This is a genomic window from Pseudomonas sp. PAMC 29040 (assembly GCF_003994535.1).
Taxonomy (GTDB): domain Bacteria; phylum Pseudomonadota; class Gammaproteobacteria; order Pseudomonadales; family Pseudomonadaceae; genus Aquipseudomonas; species Aquipseudomonas paraversuta.
This window is the reverse complement of sequence record NZ_RZAA01000001.1, coordinates 474,349-495,846: the sequence shown is the minus strand read 5'-3', so window position 1 is coordinate 495,846 and position 21,498 is coordinate 474,349. Positions and strand designations below refer to the sequence as shown.

19 protein-coding genes and 1 pseudogene are annotated in these 21,498 nt (G+C 56.2%); 14 read left to right on the top strand and 6 right to left on the bottom strand.

Going from position 1 to position 21,498, the window contains the following annotated elements; translation table 11 throughout:
* Positions 1-8: 8 nt before the first annotated feature.
* Positions 9-755 (bottom strand): TetR/AcrR family transcriptional regulator, encoded by a 747-nt coding sequence (locus WG29040_RS02160; RefSeq protein ID WP_256681507.1) that lies wholly within the window; start codon positions 753-755, stop codon positions 9-11.
* A gap of 461 nt (positions 756-1,216) precedes the next feature.
* On the opposite strand from WG29040_RS02160, the gene WG29040_RS02155 reads away from it, so the two are divergent.
* From WG29040_RS02155 to WG29040_RS24485, 10 genes and pseudogenes are all read left to right on the top strand, one after another.
* Positions 1,217-2,425 (top strand): acyl-CoA dehydrogenase family protein, encoded by a 1,209-nt coding sequence (locus WG29040_RS02155; protein ID WP_127195562.1) that lies wholly within the window; start codon positions 1,217-1,219, stop codon positions 2,423-2,425.
* Between the two features lie 26 nt (positions 2,426-2,451).
* On the top strand, positions 2,452-2,958 hold the full coding sequence (locus WG29040_RS02150; RefSeq protein ID WP_127195561.1) for a flavin reductase family protein: 507 nt from the start codon (positions 2,452-2,454) through the stop codon (positions 2,956-2,958).
* A 109-nt stretch (positions 2,959-3,067) separates the two neighbouring features.
* Positions 3,068-5,731: an alpha-ketoglutarate dehydrogenase gene (gene mdeB, locus WG29040_RS02145; RefSeq protein ID WP_127195560.1), complete on the top strand. Its 2,664-nt coding sequence runs from the start codon at positions 3,068-3,070 to the stop codon at positions 5,729-5,731.
* A 23-nt stretch (positions 5,732-5,754) separates the two neighbouring features.
* On the top strand, positions 5,755-7,053 hold the full coding sequence (locus WG29040_RS02140) for a 2-oxo acid dehydrogenase subunit E2 (RefSeq protein ID WP_127195559.1): 1,299 nt from the start codon (positions 5,755-5,757) through the stop codon (positions 7,051-7,053).
* 29 nt (positions 7,054-7,082) lie between these two features.
* Complete coding sequence (locus WG29040_RS02135) at positions 7,083-7,679, top strand: VOC family protein (RefSeq protein WP_127195558.1); 597 nt, start codon at positions 7,083-7,085, stop codon at positions 7,677-7,679.
* Positions 7,680-7,684: 5 nt separating this feature from the next.
* On the top strand, positions 7,685-8,545 hold the full coding sequence (locus WG29040_RS02130) for a fumarylacetoacetate hydrolase family protein (protein ID WP_127195557.1): 861 nt from the start codon (positions 7,685-7,687) through the stop codon (positions 8,543-8,545).
* A 66-nt stretch (positions 8,546-8,611) separates the two neighbouring features.
* Positions 8,612-8,989 (top strand): nuclear transport factor 2 family protein, encoded by a 378-nt coding sequence (locus WG29040_RS02125; RefSeq protein ID WP_127195556.1) that lies wholly within the window; start codon positions 8,612-8,614, stop codon positions 8,987-8,989.
* A gap of 64 nt (positions 8,990-9,053) precedes the next feature.
* Positions 9,054-10,406 (top strand): outer membrane beta-barrel protein, encoded by a 1,353-nt coding sequence (locus tag WG29040_RS02120; RefSeq protein ID WP_127195555.1) that lies wholly within the window; start codon positions 9,054-9,056, stop codon positions 10,404-10,406.
* A 26-nt stretch (positions 10,407-10,432) separates the two neighbouring features.
* The gene (locus tag WG29040_RS02115; protein WP_127195554.1) at positions 10,433-11,692 is read left to right on the top strand and encodes an MFS transporter; all 1,260 of its coding nucleotides are present in this window, start codon (positions 10,433-10,435) and stop codon (positions 11,690-11,692) included.
* A gap of 379 nt (positions 11,693-12,071) precedes the next feature.
* Positions 12,072-12,299: pseudogene (locus tag WG29040_RS24485) on the top strand (methyl-accepting chemotaxis protein); the annotation flags it as partial.
* A 116-nt stretch (positions 12,300-12,415) separates the two neighbouring features.
* Here the strand turns inward: WG29040_RS24485 and WG29040_RS02105 are convergent.
* From WG29040_RS02105 to WG29040_RS02090, 4 genes are all read right to left on the bottom strand, one after another.
* A complete protein-coding gene (locus tag WG29040_RS02105; protein WP_127195553.1) occupies positions 12,416-13,501 on the bottom strand; it encodes an amidohydrolase family protein in 1,086 nt (361 codons plus the stop codon).
* On the bottom strand, positions 13,494-15,077 hold the full coding sequence (locus WG29040_RS02100; protein ID WP_127195552.1) for a bifunctional 3-(3-hydroxy-phenyl)propionate/3-hydroxycinnamic acid hydroxylase: 1,584 nt from the start codon (positions 15,075-15,077) through the stop codon (positions 13,494-13,496). Before WG29040_RS02100 ends, WG29040_RS02105 begins: the two co-directional genes overlap by 8 nt.
* A gap of 112 nt (positions 15,078-15,189) precedes the next feature.
* Positions 15,190-16,110 carry a VOC family protein gene (locus WG29040_RS02095; protein ID WP_127195551.1) on the bottom strand — a complete coding sequence of 307 codons (921 nt, stop codon included), beginning with the start codon at positions 16,108-16,110 and terminating at the stop codon, positions 15,190-15,192.
* Positions 16,111-16,191: 81 nt separating this feature from the next.
* The gene (locus WG29040_RS02090; protein ID WP_127195550.1) at positions 16,192-17,025 is read right to left on the bottom strand and encodes a fumarylacetoacetate hydrolase family protein; all 834 of its coding nucleotides are present in this window, start codon (positions 17,023-17,025) and stop codon (positions 16,192-16,194) included.
* Between the two features lie 242 nt (positions 17,026-17,267).
* On the opposite strand from WG29040_RS02090, the gene WG29040_RS02085 reads away from it, so the two are divergent.
* Positions 17,268-17,915 carry a GntR family transcriptional regulator gene (locus WG29040_RS02085; protein WP_127195549.1) on the top strand — a complete coding sequence of 216 codons (648 nt, stop codon included), beginning with the start codon at positions 17,268-17,270 and terminating at the stop codon, positions 17,913-17,915.
* Positions 17,916-18,189: 274 nt separating this feature from the next.
* Here the strand turns inward: WG29040_RS02085 and mobH are convergent, their stop codons facing one another.
* Positions 18,190-20,037 carry a MobH family relaxase gene (gene mobH / locus WG29040_RS02080; RefSeq protein ID WP_127195548.1) on the bottom strand — a complete coding sequence of 616 codons (1,848 nt, stop codon included), beginning with the start codon at positions 20,035-20,037 and terminating at the stop codon, positions 18,190-18,192.
* Between the two features lie 291 nt (positions 20,038-20,328).
* Here mobH and WG29040_RS02075 point away from each other — a divergent pair, with 291 nt between their 5' ends.
* From WG29040_RS02075 to WG29040_RS02065, 3 genes are read left to right on the top strand one after another with little or no spacing between them, the layout of a single operon-like run.
* The gene (locus WG29040_RS02075) at positions 20,329-20,649 is read left to right on the top strand and encodes a type II toxin-antitoxin system PrlF family antitoxin (protein WP_028622332.1); all 321 of its coding nucleotides are present in this window, start codon (positions 20,329-20,331) and stop codon (positions 20,647-20,649) included.
* Positions 20,649-21,107, top strand: coding sequence for a type II toxin-antitoxin system YhaV family toxin (locus WG29040_RS02070; protein WP_127195547.1), 459 nt, complete (start codon positions 20,649-20,651; stop codon positions 21,105-21,107). Before WG29040_RS02075 ends, WG29040_RS02070 begins: the two co-directional genes overlap by 1 nt.
* Before the next feature lie 29 nt (positions 21,108-21,136).
* Entirely contained in the window at positions 21,137-21,496 is a 360-nt protein-coding gene (locus WG29040_RS02065) for a DUF3742 family protein (RefSeq protein ID WP_127195546.1), read from the top strand.
* Positions 21,497-21,498 lie beyond the last annotated feature (2 nt).

Sequence of the window (21,498 nt, the reverse complement as noted above, 5' to 3'; positions counted from 1 at the left end):
ATAAACACTCAGAACGGCGTACGACTGTGCGCCAAAAACTCCTTTGCTTCCTTCGAATTGACATTGAGAGCCCAAACCGGCCTGGCGATTCCAAGCTTCCCAGTCATCCAGGACTGCAGGTAAGTCACCGAAAACTCGACCGCTTCTTCAACTTTTTGATGGTCGTAACCCACGCTGGAGATCGCCATTCTCACCAGGTTGTCCATGTATTCATGCGGCCGATCGACGCCCATCATCAGCGCGTGAATGCCGTGAGCTGAAGCCCCCATCAGAAAATCAGTCGTCGCATCTGCGCGGCCGTATTCGAACTGGCAGGCCAATTTACCGTTCTCCATGTCACGAGTCATGCCGTCCGCGACCATCGCGTGATGCGGCCAGGCGTCGGCTCGGGATACGAATCCCGCCCATTTTCGGTCCAGCAGAGCGCGAAGCAGATACACCCGAAATCCGACGACGAATCGCTGCCACGGCACCGTGAGCACGTCGTAGACCGGGAGGATGTCCGTGAGCATCTGGTTATTGAGCTCTTGGCCGAGAGCAACCAACACCTGATCCAACGTATCGAAGTAGCGATAAAACGTACCGCGCGAAACGCCCGCCTCCCGTATGACGTCATCAATCACCGGTGATACTCGAGGCGTCTGGCCAAATACGCGCATCGCGGCGTCCAGCAATTTCATGCGCATCAGCAGCCGTTTCTTCTCCGCTGTTTTCATCCGGTGATCAATTTTTTCTGGCGTGTCAGTAAGTTGCATCATTGCGCCTGCATTAGAGTGTCAAAGTGTCATTATTAACAGCGCTTATTGGCGGTTGTCGAGAGATAAAATATTTCAGTAGCCCTTGCATATGCTGGGCAAAGTGATCTAGATTGCACTCCATTGTCGAAATGACATTCATGTTCAGTCTGTAAATTGAATGTCAGATGACAAGAACAATAAAAATAATTAGGAGACGACTATGATCCTCCCTACCGAATTGCCTCGCCCGTTTCCGCTTTATGCGTACGCCCCCAAATTGGCAGCGCCATTTCCCCCCCTATCTTTTCTCCGTCGGCGTTCACCCACTACTCCGTGAGCGCACCAGGGCGGCTAGCGCAGGCTTGATCTCCATTCCATAGATTCCTTAAACGCGTCTTAAGTAGCTCGTGCCGGGAATCCGTTCGCCAATAAAAAATTAATGACACAAGTGTCATTATTAACAAAAGCAGGTAAACGTCATGAAAGAAGCAACCGTAGCCAGAATTGATACTCAAGGACCTACCCTGGAAGCGCTGGTCAAACGCGCCGAGGAGTTGCAGCCGCTACTGCGCAAGAATGCCGTGGCGAGCGAACAGAACCGTCGCGCCGCCGAGGAAAACATTGAGGCCATGCGCGAAGCAGGGCTGTTCCGGTTGATGGTTCCCAAACGTCTGGGTGGTCATGAGGGCACGTTGCGTTCTCATCTGGAAGTGTCCGCCATGCTTGCCGAAGGATGCGGCGGGACGGCTTGGGTCATGGCCCTGAGCAATGTCTGCGCCTGGTTCACGAGCTTGGGTACTGAACAAGCGCAGAACGATGTTTTTGGTGCTAACCCGGATGCCCGCGTAGCCGGTGTCTTTACCACCTCTCCAACTTCGCAGCGTGTAGAAGGCGGGCTGCGAATTTCGGGCAAGTGGTATTCGTCTTCGGGCAGCCTGCATGCAGATTGGGCATCGGTGGGAGTAGAGGAGCGTGACGCTCACGGTGTGGTCATCGGTAAGTTTCTTGGGCTAATGCCTAGAAGCGAATTCACCATTGAAGACACTTGGTTTACTGCAGGCATGCGCGCCTCGGGCAGTAACTGCATCGTCGCCAATGATGTGTTTATTCCAAATCACCGATTGCTCGATATGGGGGCGGCGATCGAAGGCGAATACGCAACCGAATTCAAGGATGAAACGGCTTATCGGGCTCAGTTCGTTCCTTTCGCATCACTGATTCTAAATGGTCCGATGCTGGGTATGGGGCGTGCTGCTCTGAAATACGTGATCGAAAATGCACCGCGGCGAGCGGTTACGTACACCTCTTACGAGAAACAAACCGACTCCGTCGCCTTCCAGCTGCAGATTGCCGAGGCGGCGCTAAAAATCGATACCGCGCATTTGCGGGCATTTCGCTCGGCCGACGAGATAGATGAAGCCTCGCGTTTAGGCATCAAGTTGGACGCCGTTACAAGAGCGCGGGTACGGGCAGATGTTGGGCTGGTCAACACACTGATCACCGATGCGCTGAACATCCTGCTGTCGGCCCACGGTGCTGGCAGTTTCGCCGAAACCAGCCCGATGCAGCGCTGGTGGCGCGACGCAAATACCGCTGCTCGCCACGCCGTCGCGCTGCCGGCGGTCGGTAATGAGTTGTACGGCAAGGCACTGCTCGGTGTCGAAAACACCGTCACCCCGCTGGTGTAACCGCGAACACTACTGAGGATTGTCCAATGGACGCCAAACTCCTGCGCTCAGTGATGGGACAGTTCGCCACCGGTGTCACCGTGGTGACGTTCTCCGCCGATGGCAAACCGGCCGGCATGACCGCTAATGCTTTCATGTCCGTATCGCTGGACCCGCCGTTGATTCTGATCTCAATCCGTAATGCCTCCAGCTTCAACCAGTTCGTTAAAGAGGGTAATCGTTACGGGGTCAACTTCCTTGCCGAGAGCCAGCGTTGGCTCAGTGGTCACTTCGGTGGTCGGCCGGAAGAGGGCGCTGAATTGCCATTCATGTATCACGGAGAAACGCCGCTGCTGGACGGCAGCCTTGTGCAGCTCGTTGCGCGTACCGTCGACGTACATCCGGCCGGTGATCACCTGTTGTACATCGGTGAAATCGAGCACATGCGCATCGGCGCCCAGCGCAAGCCATTGCTGTTCTTCAGCGGCCGCTACCACCAGATGCACGCCCGTTCTCCGGGCATGGAATGGAGCGGTTGCATCGACGGTTGGTAACAACCCATCCAAGACTGAAACTGGCGCATGTATCGCTCACGGAGTTACTCCTCGATCAGGAGTGTTCGGGAACGCTCATGCCTAATGAATGTGAATCGAGTGTTTTGCCATGACCGCCAATATCCGCGATGTGTCTGTGACAGCAGACAGCGATATCGATAAACAGGAAACCCAAGACTGGCTTGAAGCGCTGGAAAGCGTGGTTCGCAGCGATGGTAGTTCGCGGGTTGAATTCCTGCTCCGCCGTCTGGAAGAACATGCCAGCCATTTGGGGGTGCGCCGCAACGCACATCCTTACTCGCAATACCAGAACACCATCGCATTGGAAAAACAGCCAGCGTTCCCAGGCGATCTGGCCATGGAAGAACGTCTGACGTCGATCATTCGCTGGAACGCCCTGGCGATGGTTGCCAGGGCCAATAAAGCGTATGGCGAATTGGGTGGGCACATCTCCAGCTATGCCTCGGCAGCGGAGATTTTCGAGATAGGATTCAACCATTTTTTCCGCGCGGATAATGAGGAGTCCAAGGGCGATCTGGTTTATTTCCAGCCGCATTCTGCTCCGGGTGTTTACGCCCGTGCGTATCTCGAAGGGCATCTGGATGAAGCACAGTTGGCGCGTTACCGTCAGGAAGTGGATGGCGGCGGATTGTGCTCTTATCCGCATCCATGGCTAATGCCTGACTTCTGGCAATTCCCGACGGGCTCCATGGGCATTGGCCCCATCAGTTCTATTTACCAAGCGCGTTTCCTGCGATATCTGGAGCACCGCGGTATCTCCGATACCTCCAAACGCCATGTCTGGGGCGTGTTCGGCGATGGCGAGATGGATGAGCCGGAATCCATCGCCGCGCTGTCGCTCGCTGCACGTGAAAACCTCGATAACCTGACATTCATCGTCAACTGCAATTTGCAGCGTCTCGATGGACCGGTGCGGGGTAACGGCCAGATTATTCAGGAACTCGAATCACTATTCAGTGGGGCAGGCTGGAACGTAATTAAGGTGGTCTGGGGTTCGGACTGGGATGCCCTGTTCGCCCGCGATCACAACCATGTGTTGCTGCGCCGCTTCGCATTTACCGTCGACGGTCAGTATCAGACGCTGGGAGCCAATGACGGCGCCTACAACCTCGAGCACTTTTTCGATCAGGATCCTGAGCTTCAGGCGCTTGTATCGCACATGACACCTCAGGAGATCGATGGCCTACGCCGCGGCGGTCATGACTTCCGCAAGCTTTATGCCGCTTTTGCCGCAGCCCGGCAGCATAACGGTCAGCCCACCGTCATCCTTGCCAAGACCAAAAAGGGTTACGGAATGGGCCTTGCGGGTGAGTCACGCAACACCACGCATCTGCAAAAGAAACTTGATATCGACGCATTGAAAGCGTTCCGCGATCGTTTCGCGATTCCACTGGACGACGCAGCGCTTGAAGAAATGCGCTTCTACAAGCCCGCTGATGACAGCGCGGAAATGCGTTACCTGCATGAACGTCGCAACGCGCTTGGCGGCTACTTGCCACGCCGGCAAACCCGAGCCGAGTCGTTGCCGGTTCCAGCGCTGGACAGCTATGCACAGTTCGCGCTCAAGCCTGATGACCGCGAGACGTCCACCACGACGGCCGTGGTGAGGTTGTTTACCAACCTGCTCAAGGATAAAGAACTGGGGCCGCGTATCGTGCCGATCGTGGCAGACGAAGCCCGGACCTTTGGCATGGCGAACCTGTTTCGCCAGATCGGTATCTACTCGCCCGTGGGCCAGTTATACGAGCCGGAAGATGCGGGCGCGATGCTTTATTACAAGGAGTCCCGCGACGGCCAGCTTCTTGAGGAAGGTATTACGGAAGCCGGGGCTATTTCTTCCTGGGTCGCTGCGGCAACTTCGTACAGCGTCAGCGGCGTAGCCATGCTTCCGTTCTATATCTATTACTCGATGTTCGGTTTTCAGCGTATCGGCGATCTTATCTGGGCAGCTGCCGACCAGCGCGCACGTGGCTTTCTAATCGGCGCCACGGCAGGCCGCACTACCTTGGCCGGTGAAGGGCTACAGCATCAAGACGGCACCAGCCAATTGATTGCCTCGACTGTTCCGAACTGTCGCTCCTATGACCCCGCGTTTGCCAGCGAAGTGGCCGTCATTATCGACCACGGCAGCCGGCGCATGCTCGAAGAACAGCACGACGAGTTTTACTACCTGACAGTGACCAACGAAAACTACGCCCAAGCCCCACTGGACGACGCCGACCACGACGCAGTGATTAAAGGCATGCGTCTTTTCGGTAAGCGGGGTGAAGAGGGCACTGCACCTGCAGTGCGCCTGCTTGGTTCGGGCTCGATCCTGCGCGAGGTCATCGCCGCTGCCGATCTGCTTGCCGAGGACTGGGGTATCGCTAGCGAAATCTGGAGTGTCACCAGTTTCTCTGAGTTGGCTCGTAACGCCCGCGAGGTGCAGCGCACAGCGCTGTTTGGTGGCGAAAACCAGGAGCAGAGCTATGTGCAACAGTGCTTGGCTGGCGACCGCCCGATCGTGGCCGCCACCGACTATGTGCGCAGCTACGCCGACCTGATCGCTCCGTACATACAGGCCCCTTACATCGCTTTGGGTACCGATGGGTTTGGCCGCAGCGATACCCGTCATGCGCTGCGTCGGTTCTTCGAAATGGATCGCCAGCACATTGTGGTCGCAGCCCTGGTAGCCATCGATCCACAGAAAGCTGTGCAAGCCCGTGAGCGTTACGCCATCGACGTCGCACTCGACGCCCCGTGGAATCGCTGATCCGAGAACAAGGAGACTGATCAATGCAACAACTCATGGTTCCTGATATCGGCGACTTCCAGGATTTGCCGGTCATAGAAGTATTTATCAAGGCGGGCGATACCGTATCCGTCGAGCAATCGCTGATCACTCTGGAGTCCGACAAGGCGGTAATGGATGTACCCAGCACCATCGAGTGCACGATTCGCGAGGTACTGATCAAGCCAGGCGACATCGTTTCCAAGGGCAGCCTGATTGCTCACGTGGAATACGCCGAGGCAGCGATAAGCGCAACATCTGCGTCGGTAGGCGTGGTAACTGCTGCTCCGGTCGCTATCGAGGTGCCTATCGTTGAAGCGGTTGTCGCGTCCACGATCACCGTTGCTGCATCCGCACCTGCTCGGGCCGAGGCACCATCCGTTGCTGCGCCATCACCAGCTTCGATGGCCCTGGCAGGTCCCACGGTGCGCAAGCTGGCACGTGAACTGGGTGTCGACCTTAGCCAGGTCAAGTCCAGTGACCCACGCGGGCGGATTCAACGCGAGGACGTCAAGGCGTTCGTCAAGGCCCAGCGCGAGCAAATGGCGTCGTCGGCCGGCAAGGGTGGCCTGCTTGATGTACTGCCGTGGCCGGAGATCGACTTCTCCAAGTTCGGCCCGACAGAGCGTCGCTCGATGTCGCGCATCAAGCGTCTGTCTGGCGCCAATCTGCATCGCAACTGGGTAACCATCCCCCACGTCACCAACCACAGTCAGGCGGACATCACCGATCTGGAAGCGTTGCGCGTTCAGCTCAATCGTGAAGCCCGCGAAGGTGACGCGAAGATCACCTTATTGGCGTTTCTGATCAAGGCGAGCGTCGCGGCATTGCAACGCTTCCCGCAGTTCAACGTCAGCCTGCAAGGCGAAGAGATCGTGCAGAAACAGTATTTCCATATTGGTTTCGCCGTCGACACGCCCAATGGTCTCGTCGTACCAGTGATCCGTGATGCCGATCGCAAGGGCATCGCGGCGATCGCCGCCGAGATGGCCGAACTGTCGCAACTGGCGCGCAGCGGCAAGCTTGGGGCGGAGCAGATGCGCGGCGGGTGTTTTTCCGTCTCGTCATTGGGAGGCATTGGCGGTGGGCATTTCACCCCGATCATCAATGCACCGGAGGTGGCGATCCTGGGCGTCGGCAAGGCTGCAATCGAGCCGTCGTGGGACGGCTCTGCGTTTCTACCGCGTCTGCAACTGCCCTTGTCGCTGTCGTGGGATCACCGTGCCGTTGACGGTGCAGAAGCGGGGCGTTTTCTCGCTTATCTGGTATCGCTGTTGGCGGACTTCCGCCGTGTTTCGATCTGACTCGACCAACAATAAAAAGGAGAACGAACATGACTGCTCTGCAATCAACCACTCTTGACGCAAACACCCAACGCATCGCGCCGTTCAAGATGGCTCACGTGGTCTATCGCTGTGCCGACCGCAAGTCCATGGTCGAGTGGTACTGCAAAATGTTCCAGGCCCGATTGGTGTTTGAAGACGACGTCCTGGCTTTTATCACCTATGACGACGAGCACCACCGCCTCGCGTTTTTCAACATGCCGGAATTACCGAAGAAAAACGACAACATGGTGGGTGTGCACCACATTGCCTACAGCTATCAAACCATTGCCGAGCTGCTGGGCACTTACGAGCGGCTGAAGGGCGTCGACATCCTGCCATCCTGGGCGATCAACCACGGCCCCACCACGTCCCTTTACTACCGCGACCCCGAAGGTAACGACATCGAACTGCAGGTCGACAATTTTGCCGACCCCGCAGACGCCGCAGCGGTCTTCAAGTCCGAAATTTTCAAACAGAACCCGATCGGCGTCGAATTCGATGCCGACGCGCTGGTTGCGAAATGGCATACAGGTGCCAGTGATGACGAACTGTGCGCACTGGGAACATGCGCGACCGGCGAAAGCCTTGGCCCTCAATTCAGGTAAGCCCCATGAAATTATGTACCTTCAAGACCCAGGCTGGCACCGCTACTGTCGGCCTGGTTATCAGAGATCAGGTGGTCGCTATCGCAGACCATTTTGAAGCCGCGCCCGGCACCATGATCGACTTGATCGCCGATTGGGATAACTGGCAAAAACCTCTGGGCGAATTGGCTGCGAGCGCCGTTAGCGGTACGCCGATAGAGGCGGTTACGCTGCTGGCACCCGTGCCGCGTCCCGGCAAGATTCTGGGCATTGGCCTCAACTATGCCGATCACGTCGAGGAGTCCGGTATGGACATGCCGGCAGATCAGTTGTGGTTCGCCATGATGAACACCGCGGCAAACGGACCCTACGCGCCTGTGGATTTGCCGAAGGTGTCAGAAACCCTCGATTACGAAGCCGAAATGGTCTTCATCGTTGGCAAGCGCTCTCGCCACCTTTCCCCGCAGACTGCAAAAAACGCCATCTTCGGTTATTGCGTTGGCAATGATGTGAGTGTGCGTGACTGGCAGTTGCGTACATCGCAATTCATCCTCGGCAAGTCATTCGATACCCATGCGCCATTCGGGCCCTGGATCGTAACCGCCGATGAGATCGATGATCCTCATCAACTGGGTATTCGCTGCTTCGTCAACGATGAAAAACGCCAGGATTCGGGTACTGATCAGCTCATCTTCGACTGCTATCAACAAATCGAGTACCTATCGAAGGTCATGACCCTGGAGCCGGGCGACGTGATTTTTACCGGCACGCCCGGTGGTATCGGCGGGGGCTTCAAACCGCCCCGCTGGCTGCGCGAAGGGGATCGGGTACGGGTCGAAATCGACGGTCTCGGCTTTATCGAAAACGTGGTACGCACCGAAGTCTAATGTTCGCCGATCAGGGCCGTCCACATTCGATGGGTGGCCCGCCGGATTTCCAATAAGGAGAGAACCATGGATGAGCAAATCATCATAAATACCATTACCGAGCTGGAAACTGCTCGCTGCCGTGCGTTGGAAACTGGCGACCTGAAGGCTTTGGCCGAACTGGTTGATGAGGGGCTGGTGCACATTCACGCCACTGGAACGATTGACGATAAGGCTGGCTACTTGCAGCTGGTTCAGGACGCCATCGAATTTCTTCGCGTTGACAGAAAGAACCTCGACGTTCGCGTTTATGCGGATGTTGCAATTGCCACAGGCCGGCTCTTGCAGAGCATCAAGCTTCGCGCCACCGGAGAGCGACGGGAGATGGACGTCATCACGACCCAGATTTGGTTGCGCCAGGCAGACGTGTGGCGCCAGATCAGTTTTCAGGCAACCAACCTTTAACGCGAGCGCATTCCAGCCCACCTTTTAAGGTGGGTTTCTGACAATAAGAACAAGAGACAGAAAAATGAATAACGTCAAGGTGAAAGCGCTTGGTGCGGTTTTGGCCGCCCTGGCGATTGTGGACTGTCACGCCGAAGAAAATATTGCCCCGGGCGAGGGCACCCTGTTTCGCAGTGTGTTTGGTGAAACACTGGAGCGGGACTATGGCATCACGGTATCCAGTCTGTTGGATATTGCTTACTCACGAAACAACCGCTCCAACCACAGCGAGCGCCAAGATGGCCTCAGTAACTTCCCGATCACGGGTATGTCGGACGAGGGATTGGAGTTGGGCAGCCTTCATCTGTTCGTCGACAAACAAATCAAGGGCCCGTTCATTTCACGTATTACTCCATTACCCGGTCCGAAAGCGGACGATTTCTCATTCGGTTTCACAGCGGAAGTCAACTACGGGCGCAACGCCCAGTTCGCCGCAACGTATGGTTGGGACCGAACGCTCGGGGTCAACGAACTGGATGGCGCCAAGGCGCAGCGCGACAAGGATTATTTCCTGTCATTCCCTAACTTTGCTGCCACTGCCTATGTTCCTTACGGTCCCGGTTTCAGCGTTATGGCTGGAGTCTTAGGACCCGCGCTCGGTTATGAAATCCCACCCAATATCCGCGCCGCACGCAACCCTTTTGCAAGCAAAACCTATGCATTTGTCAGCGAGCCCGGAGACGTTGCCGGCGTGCTCGTGAGCAGTCGGTTGTACAACGGTGATGCTGGCATTTTTGGAGTGGAAGCAGGCGTGGTGCAAGGCTGGAACAACTTGCGTGACAACAACGACGACAAGTCGGTCATGGGCGCTTTGCGCTGGCGTACGCCTGACATGAACACGTGGATCGACTACGAGTTCATTGTCGGCAATGAGCAAAACGACAGCTTCTCAGACGTACAGGCACCACCTTCGCGAATTGTTTCTCCGTCGGGACAGTTCAAACAGCAGCACTCGCTGAACGGTTGGCACCAGTTTGATCAGCGCTGGTCGATGGGGGCCGAAGTTGTTTATGGCCATCAGAGTGGTGACGGCAAGGCCTCCACTGTCGATGTCGTCAATGGTCCGGGTTTTGATGGCGCAACCTGGTGGGGGGCCAACGCAGTCGTGACCTATCAGTTCCGGCCGGATATTTCATGGTCACTGCGTGGAGAGCACTTCAGCGATCCAGATGGTTTCATCCTTTTTCCAACGACCGCAGCACGGGGCAATTTCAACGCGCTTACCACCGGGTTTCGTTATGACGTGAACAAGAACGTGTCATTGCGGCCGGAGCTTCGTTACGACTGGTTCGACCCCAAAGAACATGATCGTCCTTACGGCAATGGTCGTGACCGCGACCGTCTCGGCGTCATGGTCGAAACGCTCGTCTACTTCTAACTCACGCGAAAAACAGGAGCCATACGATGAGTATCAATAATAAAAACTGGGACGCTCGTTACGAATATTGTGCTGTTGCAATGCTAGCGTTAGGGTTTGGACTGCTGGGGTTGGATCGCTTTATTATTTTGCCGCTTTTCCCCACGATCATGCATGACCTGAATCTCAACTACCAAGACCAGGGGAATATATCCGCGGTCCTGTCCATAGCGTGGGGAGTCACCTCGGTATTTATCGGTGCATTGGCTATCCGTATCGGGCACCGTGGCGTATTGATTGGCTCACTATTGATGTTTTCGTTACTCGCCGGGCTTTCTGGTCTGGCAACGGGAGTCGTCTCGCTGCTGATCATCCGTGGGGTAATGGGGATCTCCGAAGGGGCGTTCTCGCCAATCTCCATTGCCGCAACGATGGATGCTTCGCACCCAACACGCCGGGGGCTTAACTGCGGCATTCAACAGGCGCTGTTTTCAATCCTCGGATTAGGCCTGGCACCCATCATCGCAACTCAGTTGTTGCTCGTAGTGCCGTCCTGGCGTTGGGTGTTTGTGATTGTCTCAATTCCAGGCTTTCTCATGGCTTTTGTGATGTACCGTTACCTGCGTGAGCCGGGTGATGCGGCAAAAGTGGAGGCAGCAGAGTCAATCAAGGCTAAGGGCAGTTGGGTGGAAGCGCTGCGCTATCGAAATCTGGTTTTGAGCATCATCGGTATGTTTTGCATGCTGACAAGTCTGCTTGTTCTCAGCGTAATGATGCCTAACTACTTGATTGACTATCTTCAGCTAAGCACGCAACAGATGGGCTTTATCATGTCGGCCATTGGTTTAGGCGGGTTCTTTGGTCAGTTAATCGTGCCCGCTATATCTGATCACATTGGGCGAAAACCTGCGGTTATCGGATCCTTCATCGCCACCGGTGTCGCGTTGTGGTTGTTGATACACACCGGCCCTGAGCCGTTAAAGCTGTTCTTACTGTTGTTCGCCATTACCTTTTTTAACTTCAGCCTGATCTGCATGAACATTGGACCGATTACCAGTGAGGCTGTACCTGCCCATTTGGTGTCGACGGCGACGGGATTGGTCGTGGGGATCGGCGAGGTATTCGGTGGAGGAATCGCCCCGGCGCTGGCAGGTTTCATCGCCCAGAACTACGGCATTCAGAACACGCTGTATCTGGCGATGGGGGGAGTCATTGCAGGTTTGTCAGTCGCATCAATGCTAAAGGAAACGGCCCCAAGAAGAATCAAACTTAAGGCGACGCATGAAGAAGGGTTGGATGCCCTTTAAATAGAGTCGTGTGCCATTCCCAGGACTTAAAGGGGGTAGCGCCGCTCGGTCATACGCTTTGTTCATCACGCCCTGTGCTGCCACTGATGTGGCAGCAACTGGTCGATTGAACTCGTCTGTTGGTCGACAGCCGGGTTGACGGATGCAATGACTCAACCTTGCCTGTTTCGAGTGGAATGCTCTGGACACCTGAATCCACATTGGAAGCTAGGAAAAACTGTATGCGCAGCAGAAATATCAATTTAGCTCCTCGTGCAAGCTTGTTTTTTTTCGTTGATTATTTTCCTGGTTTTTGTAAACGGCATTGTCGCGGTGTTGCAGATGGGTACGCCGCGGGACGCCGAAAGGAATGTCGAAACTAAATGGATGGCGGGCATCCGACACACTCGCTACCGCTATTACTCAGATCAATGAGCGCAATCTTCTGATTGCTACAGCCTCTGATGAACAATCACACGTTGCCCGTGAGGTGGATCGTAATCTCTTCAGTATTCGAGAGCTCGCAGTACAGAGTTCTGGGGGCGTCAGCCAGACGGCCAGTGCGTGTAGTGACATGTCAAGATTGGCGGTCAACCTTAATCATTTGGTGAATCGGTTTCAGATCTAAGCCATTCCCCGTGCCGTCATACATCTCCGCGTAAAACAAAGCCGGGTGATTAGCCCGGCTTTTTTACTCGATCTTTTAATTCACGAGTCGCAGTCTCAATAAATCGTGAAGCGAGCCTAACGTTGAGTTATCCCGAAAACGCGTTCGGCATTACGGTAGGCAATTTTTTCTCGATCCGAGTCCGTGATAGGTGCAGTGTCCAGAAAATCCACCGACTCCAGTGACGATTCGAAAGGATAATCGATGGCGAACATAATCCTGTCTGCGCCTAGAAGCTCAATCGCGAACTTTAAGTTTGCATGAGAGTTGACGCCGCTGGTCGTGATGTAAAAATTGTCCCGGAAATACTCGCTTGGCAGTTTTTTAAGCTTGGGTGAGCCCGGGGCCGACCGTGCCTTTTTATACATATTGTCGATCCGCCAGAACCAATAGGGAATGGCCTCTCCCATATGACCGAGAACCACAGTCAGATTAGGATGCCGGTCGAATACACCACCCATGATCATCCGCATTGCATGCAGTCCGGTATCGGCGGCAAACCCCCAAATCGCATTGGTCATACCATGCGCCTTGTAGGGTTGAACCATCGCAGGCGCGGGGATTCGGGGATGAAGATAAAGAGGCGCACCGCGCTCTGCAATTGCAGCCAGCAAAGGTTCAAACTGTGGTTCGTCCAAATACGCGCCGTTGGTATAGCTGTTGAGTAGAATTCCGTTGAGCTTGAGCTCTCCAAGTGATCGATGGATCTCGGCGACAGCTGACGGCACATCCTGCGGTGCAACTGTCGCAAGTCCCGCGAAACGTTTGGGGTGGCGCGCGATGACGGCCGCCATGTAGTCGTTAGTCAGCCGAGCCATGCTTGCCGCGTTGGCTGAGTCGAATGATTGAACACCAGGAGAGGTGAGACTTAGCAGGTGCATGTCAACGCCCGCTTGGTCCATTCCTTTCAACCGGTAATCGATATCCGCGAGCCCCTGGTGAATCGCGGGAATGGCATGGATGCCTCCCAGTAGTTCGGCCTCGAACTTGTCAGGGCTGGATGCAGGAATCGCGGCCATCGCGGCAAACCACTCCGGTACGGCGAATGCTTCTTCGGTCGCGATCTTGCGATAAGTCGAGCGGCCAGGCTTGGCCGCAGCGACGGCCGCCACCACAGGAATTGCAGCAATGGCCGCACCCAACAGAGTTCGACGATCAATCATGCGGCACCTTCGGTATGGTTACGTATAGAGAATTGAGTAATTTGGGCAATTCGCTTAGATCCCCGACACCGCCGTAGCAGTAATAGTCCGGGCGCACGATGAGGGCTTTGAGTCCGGCCTCGGCCATGAATTGCAGGTATTTTCCAGAGACATCGCGATAGATGCCTTTGCTACTGTCAGCCGTTTCCGCGAGCCGAATGACTTTTACGTTGTAGTCACTAATGAATCTCGACTGTTCCGGGTCGAGCACCGCCAAAGGATTCTCGTCACCTCTCACCAGCAAGTGGAAGCTGCGTCCGATGACATCGTCGTAGCGGCTGACCTTGCCACCGATTTCGATCGAACCGTGTACCCCAAGAATGCCGCGTAATGGGCCATCCTTCTGCAGTAGACCCTCGGTTAAACCCGGGAATGGCGGCAGTGGTGCGACGTTGCCGCTTAGATACGCCGCGTCGCGCTCTGCGGCTTTCACCGGATCCGATACGCACACGACTTTGCCCATGGCCATCGACGCTTCGATCACTGCACGGATCTGCGGTTTGCGCTCCAGGGTGTAGCTGTCCAGCAGGGCGTTGTCAGCCAGACCGCGTAGCAGCAGATCCAGGCGCCAAGACAGGTTCCACGCATCGCGAATGCCAGAGCACATGCCCTGGCCCATGAACGGCGGCATCACGTGGGCAGCATCGCCGGCCAGCAGCACCCGACCGCTGTGCCAGTTCGAGGCAATGCGTGAGCGGAACTGATAGACCGCGTGGCGCACCAGGTCTGCAGTGTCCGGCGTCACCCAGCGCGACAGCAGCGACCAGACCTTGTCGGTATCTTGCAGGTCTTCGATGGATTCGTGCGGCAGGCGCATGAATTCCCAGCGGCGATAACCGGGTCCGCCGGGCACCATGGTCGTTGGACGCTCGGGATTGCACCACTGGCCGATGTCTGGTACATCCAGCTGCACGCCAGGTTTGGGCTTTAGATCGACGACCAGCCAGTCTTCCTCGAAACCTAGGTCCTGCCACTCGATACCGAGCGACTGGCGCACAAAACTGTTGGCCCCGTCGGCGCCAATCACGTAGCGGGCACGAACCCGTTGCTGCTCCTCACCGAGGGTAAATTTGCCGTCTTCGCGAATGACCCGAGTCAGCAGCATGTCGCAGCCATTGGCATCCTGCTTCAACGCCGTTGCTTCCCATCCTTGGTGGACCTGCACATTGCTGATGCTTTTGGCTTTGCGGTCCAGCGCGGCTTCCAGCGATGGCTGGTTGAACAGATAACCGAACGGCCCGTCACTGATGGATTCGGCTGACCAGTCTATCTCCACCAGGACTTTCCATTCCGCGTTGAACCACTGGTAGCGTGCCGAGGGTTGAGAGATTTTTTCAAGCTCTTCACCCAGGCCCATGGACAGGAAAATACGGCGGATTTCATGGTCGTAAAACACCGCGCGCGGCAAAGGATAAAGCGCTGGCCAGCGTTCGAATACGGCGACCGAGTAACCCATCTGACCCAACAGAATGGCGAGGGTCTGGCCTACGGGTCCGTAGCCGGCAATGGCGACGTCGACTGTGGTGTGCTGATTCATAACTGTGCCTCATGTACTGCGCATGAATTCCGGATACGCCCGGGCCCGGCGCGCGATCGGGAGGACTCGCACCATTCAGGCCTGTCAGATTTTTGGAGAGGGGCAGGGAGACTCAGGCCGAGGCCGAGGTGTCCGCTTCAGTATTGAAAATGAAGTTGTCCGGTACGTCCGGCCCCCACAGGTAGAGGGAGTTTTCCGGTGGGTAATCACCGGCTGGCCATACGCTTCCTTGGGAGATGTAATCCATGTCTGCCGAGTACTCGCAGAACGAACCCCATGGATCCTGCACGTAATGGAAATAGTTCGAGCCCAGGCAATGCCGGCCGGTACCCCAGCCTTTTGCATGTCCGGCGGCGGCCATCTGTGAAGCGCCGGCGCCGACTTCATCGATATTGTCGACTTCCCAAGCCGCGTGGTGCCAGCCCTTGGCGCTGCTCTTGGCGAACGCCACTAGGTGATGATCACAGCCGTACGGGGCGTGACTGAAGGCGATGATGTCCATCGACTTATCGGAGAGTTTCAGACCCAGAGCTTGTTCATAGAAGTGAAGGGCACCGAGGACATCCGGTGTGAACAACAGGACGTGGGACAAGCGGCGAGGACGAACCTTTGCCATACCATCACGCGTCGTTGCGCCACGATTGTCGGCAGGTGTGCTGCAGATAGGGCGGGCGGTTTTCTGATCAGGCATGGTTTTGTCGCCGACCTTCACCTGCAATAGGTTGCCGTCGGGATCACGGAACCAGATGCCGTCTTCGGGGCGATCCTCTAAGCGCCCGCCAGCAGCTTCGATCTGCTGACGCAGGACAACGAAGTCCTGTTCATAGCAATTGAAACTCAGGTAGGCCAGAGATTTGGATGAGGAAGGCAGGATTTTCGCCCAAACATGGCCGTCGGCGGCGCGAAGCAGGAGTTGGTCCGGCTGGCGTTCTACATCTAGACCGAAGCTTTCAAAGAATTGGCAGGCTTCGTTCAGGGACGGAACGTGCAGCGCGTAATGATCGATTGAATGCACACCATGGGACACGCTCATGATTGCCTCCGTTTAATTATTCTTGTTGTGGAGCGCAGGGGCGAGGGCGGCCCTGCGCTGAATTCGATGCCGTATTGGTAATCAGGCTTCGTCTACAACCGGGTTGACCAGCTTGCCAATGCCTTCGATCGATACTTCGACCACATCACCGGCTTTCAGATAGACCTTGGGATTCATGCCAAAACCAACGCCGGCCGGGGTACCGCTGACAATCACGTCGCCGGCTTCTAACGTCACCGCTTCGCTGAGGGTCGAGATGATGGTGGCCACGTCGAATAGCATGTCGTTGGTGTTGGCTGATTGCACGACCTTGCCGTTGACTCGGGTTTCCAGCAGCAAGCCCTTGCCACCTGCCGGCAACTCGTCGGCTGTCACCAGGGTCGGTCCAAACGCACCGGTGTTATCGAAGTTTTTGCCGACCGTCCATTGTGGCGAAATGAACTGGTAGTCACGGACCGATCCCTCATTGAACAGCGCGTAGCCGGCAACGTGGTCGAGGGCATCTTCCTTGCGGATATGGCGGCCGCCGCTTTTCAACACAACAGCCATTTCACCTTCGTAGTCGAGGGTGTCCGAGACGCGCGGACGCACCAAGGGCTTGTTGTGAGCAGTCAGACTGGAGTTCCAGCGCGGGAACAGAGTCGGGTAGGTCGGCTGGGCGTAAGGGGATTCTTTGGTGTGGTCGGCGTAGTTCAAACCGACGCAAATAATTTTGGTCGGACGCTGCATCAATGGCAGGTAGGCATCTTCTGCCACCTCGACCAACGCGCCATTGGCATCCTGACCATGGGAGGTCAGATCCACGCCGCGGGCCAAGAGGGACTCGAGGGATTCGGCGCCCAAAACGCGAACACCTTCGGTAGTGACGACACCCAGGACAGGTTGACCTTGATTGAGGAAGCGAACGTAGCGCATGACGGTTTCTCTTGCTGAATTGAAAAGGGCCGGTGAAATGGGTAGCCGACCGCGTGCTCAATAAACTAGATCCGATAAAATATATCGTCAAGATAAATATATATTTCATCTAATGTGAGAAATTTTCCTGACTGTGTATGATTCATCTGCATGACACTTAAAGGAGTCGGACGTGAATTCTCCACTGCTCCACTGCTCCACTGCTCCACTGGCAACCCACGGACCCTGCGGAAAAACGCACCATGGCCTCACAGCTTGAAGCCAGAATTCGCCAGGACATCATCAACGGACATCTAGCACCGGGTAGTCGCCTGCGCCTCAAAGAGCTGGCGGATGCCTACGACGTGGGAGTCATTCCTTTACGCGAGGCGTTGTCGCGCCTGGCCAGCAGCGGTTTCGTCTCAGCGGCCGATCAGAAAGGCTTTAGTGTCGGCCGGATCTCGGCCGCAGAAATCGCAGACATCACCGCCGCGCGCTTGCACATCGAATGCAAGGTGTTGGCGGATTCGATTCGTCAGGGCGATGTGGAGTGGGAGAGCCGAGTCCTGGCCGCCCACCACCGAATGGATCGCCTGACCATAGTCGAAGGCCCGGAGCGACTGCTGAAACTCGAATGGGAAAACGCACACGACGTGTTCCATCAAGCGCTGATATCAAGCTGCAATTCGGCGACATTGCTGCGTCTCTGCGTATCGTTGCGTGACCAGACGGCGCGATACCGTTTTCTGTCAATGCACTACCCGCAAAGCCATGGACGTGATGTCCAAAATGAACATCGACAGCTGATGGAGGCGGCACTTGCCAAGGACATCGACATGGCGTGCGAATTGCTCTCATGCCACTATCAGACCACTACCGATTCGGTGCTCAAGCACGCATTATTAGGCTAGTTTTGACGTTCTCTCGACCAGAGGTCGGATCAATGATTCGACGGTCGTTGGAATCTGCTTGACTTCAATTTCGGCCTGATTGAGCAACCACTCGTAAATGGGGTCATGCCGAGATAAGGAGAAAACTAAGATATTTGCGTCGCAAGCTGTTTATCTATAAAGGTTTCCGCGTAAACCACTTAGGTTTCACTGAAGGATGGGCGCAAACCTCCACCCATCCTTGTATGCCTGTCGCGCGGTCTCTGTGTAGCCTGCGAGAACCAACTTTTCATATTCAGCTCGTGTGCTGCGCTGCAGAGTTTATCGTCGGCAACACAGTGAGGTAGGGGTTGTTCAAAGGAACGTCATTGAACAGCCGAAGAGGGTCATTCAGAAGGTAACCATGCAGTCTGCGTGTTTTACGCGGGCCAATGACTTCACAGGTCCAGATGTTCAGGCCGTTCTCCTGCTTTCGGTGCAAGTCCAGCTTCTCAAAGCGTTTTTGCACCCACTGCCAGTCTGTCGTCTTTTCTTCTTTGGCGAAGACAGCTGCCTGTGGGTGTTCCTGTGCGTAACGTTGAAACAGCCCAGGACTCACCAGGTACACGGTATTGGCCACGGTATGCACCAGAGCCCTCGCGTCATTGATGATCAGTTTGCGGGTATCAATGTGCTGGCGCAGCCAAATCATGAAGTGTTCGCCTGAGGGCCGCGTCCATGGGGTTTGCTCCTGTATAACAGATGTTGATGAAGTAGCAGGCGCATCAGTTTTTTGTTGAGTTGGCTCTTGTTCAGGGAAGGCGTCTGGTGGTGGCGACAGAGTTGGCGCGGTATTCGGTGTGACGAACAATTCCAGTAGGTCGTCTAAGCCATCCGCAGGGGCCGCGGTTGCGGCTGGTATCACTGGTGCGGATGAAGGCCTTCCGTTCACCGTCATCGTAGCGGCTTCGCCATTGGGCGGTATGCGGGTGGCAGACTCTATTGACGCAGCCTCTTCCGGTACGACCTTCACGGTGCCGCTAAACGGCGGGGGCCGCTCCCCAGTGTCCCAGATCAAGGCTGGGGCCAATCGCAGCAAGGTGAATGTGTGCGACCATCCTCCCTCGCTCGTGATGACTGCCTTCCAGATGGCCTTGTCATCGGCTGTTGGCTGAAGCATGCCGTGATCTTGCAGAACGTTGAATACTGCGGTGTTACTCGACGGGATCCCTTCGATGCCTTGCGAAAGCAGGTGTGCGCGCAGCTTGTCTGAGACTGTCTTACTGACGAGCCACAAGGCGTCCTGTGTCAGCCAGCCATCTGATGCTTGGGGCTGGTTCAGCTTCAATTCTTCCTTGATCAGGAAGCGCAGGCCTTCCAGCAGTTTACGTTGCAGTGCATGTTTCGGCGCCGCCATCGCCCTGGCCGGATCGCCCCCCAACTCCTGAGCGACAGAGGCACGGTCGGCCTGGGTTACGAGCTCACCGAGCACGCCGGCATGTTCATATTGGCCTGCCAGTACATACAGTAACGACGACCACAGAGCGGGATAGTCGCTGAGCCAGTCCAGGATGTGACAATCAAGCAGGCGGTTGTAGAGTAGCCCAGTCGCAGCACTGTGCAGCCGGTACTCACGCTCCTTGCGATAGCGGAAGCGGTACGGATGCAATAATGGTCCGTGCCAGGGGTGCCAGGTGTTGCCGTCGGCGTATTCGACATGAAGGTCGACGGCGATCTTGCCAATATCGTGCAGGAGCGCTGCGTAGGCAACGGCGGCTGTCCAGGCTTCGGCTTGTGCCACTTGGTCCTCTGGTGTTGTGCCTGCTGGAAGAAGGTGCGATTGCCGCAGCTTGAGCGCGTAGGCGACGATTTCCAGCCCGTGATCGAGCATGCCGCCTGGATAGGCATGATGATGGCTTTCCGACGCGGGGAATTGCTGGACCAACTCGGCGTAACGTTCCAGGGGCGAGAGGTACAGGGTTGCGAACTGCTTGCGTGAGAGCGAAGTACGTTGCCAGATGTGTTCCAGCAGCTTCTGCCGGCGTGGCGTGGCCAGCAGCGATGCGGCCGACTCAGGCCGCGTCAGCCCCTTACCTTTTACAGCCGCTTCCGTGGGAGCCATCGGTACCGACCCCGAGCGTTTTCGTTGGAACAACGCGAACATGATGTCACCTGAAGTTGCGGTGGATGGGAGAGCCTTTTCCTTTTCCGGTTAGAGCCTTTCCCCTTGCCCCCATTCCATTGACCCTTCCCAGCCCTTTGACCTTTATCGAAGCCTTTACATGTAGCTCGGCTCGGGGAGTCGCTCTACAAGCTATCCGACACGGGGTCACTCCTTTTTTGAGGTGAGCGCGATCCGCCTACCGGCGTCTGAAGATCTCGCCAATCTGCCTTGACGAGGAAAGGAATATTCCTTACCATCGGAAAAACTGTCATCCAAGGAGCACGCCACGCCATGCCAGCCATTCATGAACTAGCCACGCTCACATCGAAGGGCCAGATCACGCTGCCCAAGCCGATCCGTCAGGCGTTGGGCGTCGATACCGGCGGCAAGGTAGCCTTCGACCTGGGCGAGGATGGGCAGATTGTCGTCACCCGCGCGAATGCCGAGCACGAAGATCCGGCCATCGGCGCGTTTCTGAGTCTGTTGGCCCGCGATATCGAGGCTGGCCGGCATGTTCGCGGGTTGCCGGACGAACTGGCTCACGCCATGCTGATGCAGGCTGGGCATGACGTGAATCTGACCAACGAGATTGACGGCGAAGTGGCGCTCTGATGCAGCGGCACGGATGGACGCTACTCTTCCACGACTGTGTGATCGAGCAGTTGCAGAGGTTGTATACCGCCGCGCAGCGTGCGGAGCAGAATGACCCGATAGGATTTGCATCCAATGCCAACGTCAAGCTGTTCCGAGCCCTGAGCCAACTGGTGCTTGAAATCGTTCCCGGTGAGCCGGCGCGCGATGAGTACCGTCAAGGAAATACACTGGGGCCGGAATACCGCCACTGGCGAAGGGCCAAGATTGGGAGACGGTTTCGGCTGTTCTTCCGTTATGACTCGAGGGCGAAAGTGATTGTCTACGCTTGGGTCAACGATGAGCAAACGCTGCGTGCCTCGGGGAGCAAATCCGATCCGTATGCGGTGTTTGAGAAGATGCTGGGTCGTGGAAATCCGCCAGACGACTGGAACGCGTTGGTGACAGCCAGCCGGCAGAATTGGAGCAAACTGGAGTAATTGTTCAACGCGCTTAGCAGGTGATGACTATGAGCACAAGAACTCGCATCAGCAATGCAGAACGCTTTGGCCGCTGGCTCGGCCGCAGATGGCGTGCTTATGTGTGCAGAGAGCGGCGGGTATCGGGATGGCTGATTGGGCAAGGCGTGCCTACGCCAGCGGCGGCTGTGTTGATCTGGGGCGTCAAGCTCGCGGTACTGGCTGTGCTGCTCTATACCGCGTTCTGGCTGGTCCTGCTGCTGATATTCGGCGTGGTCATCTCCCGGGTAGCAAATAACGCAGAAGTAGATGAAACGTCTGAGCCTGAGTGGAAAAACGGACCAGCCGGCTTCGGACTTTACACGTATGATGGCTATCGCATTGATCCGCACGTTCATGATGACAATTGACT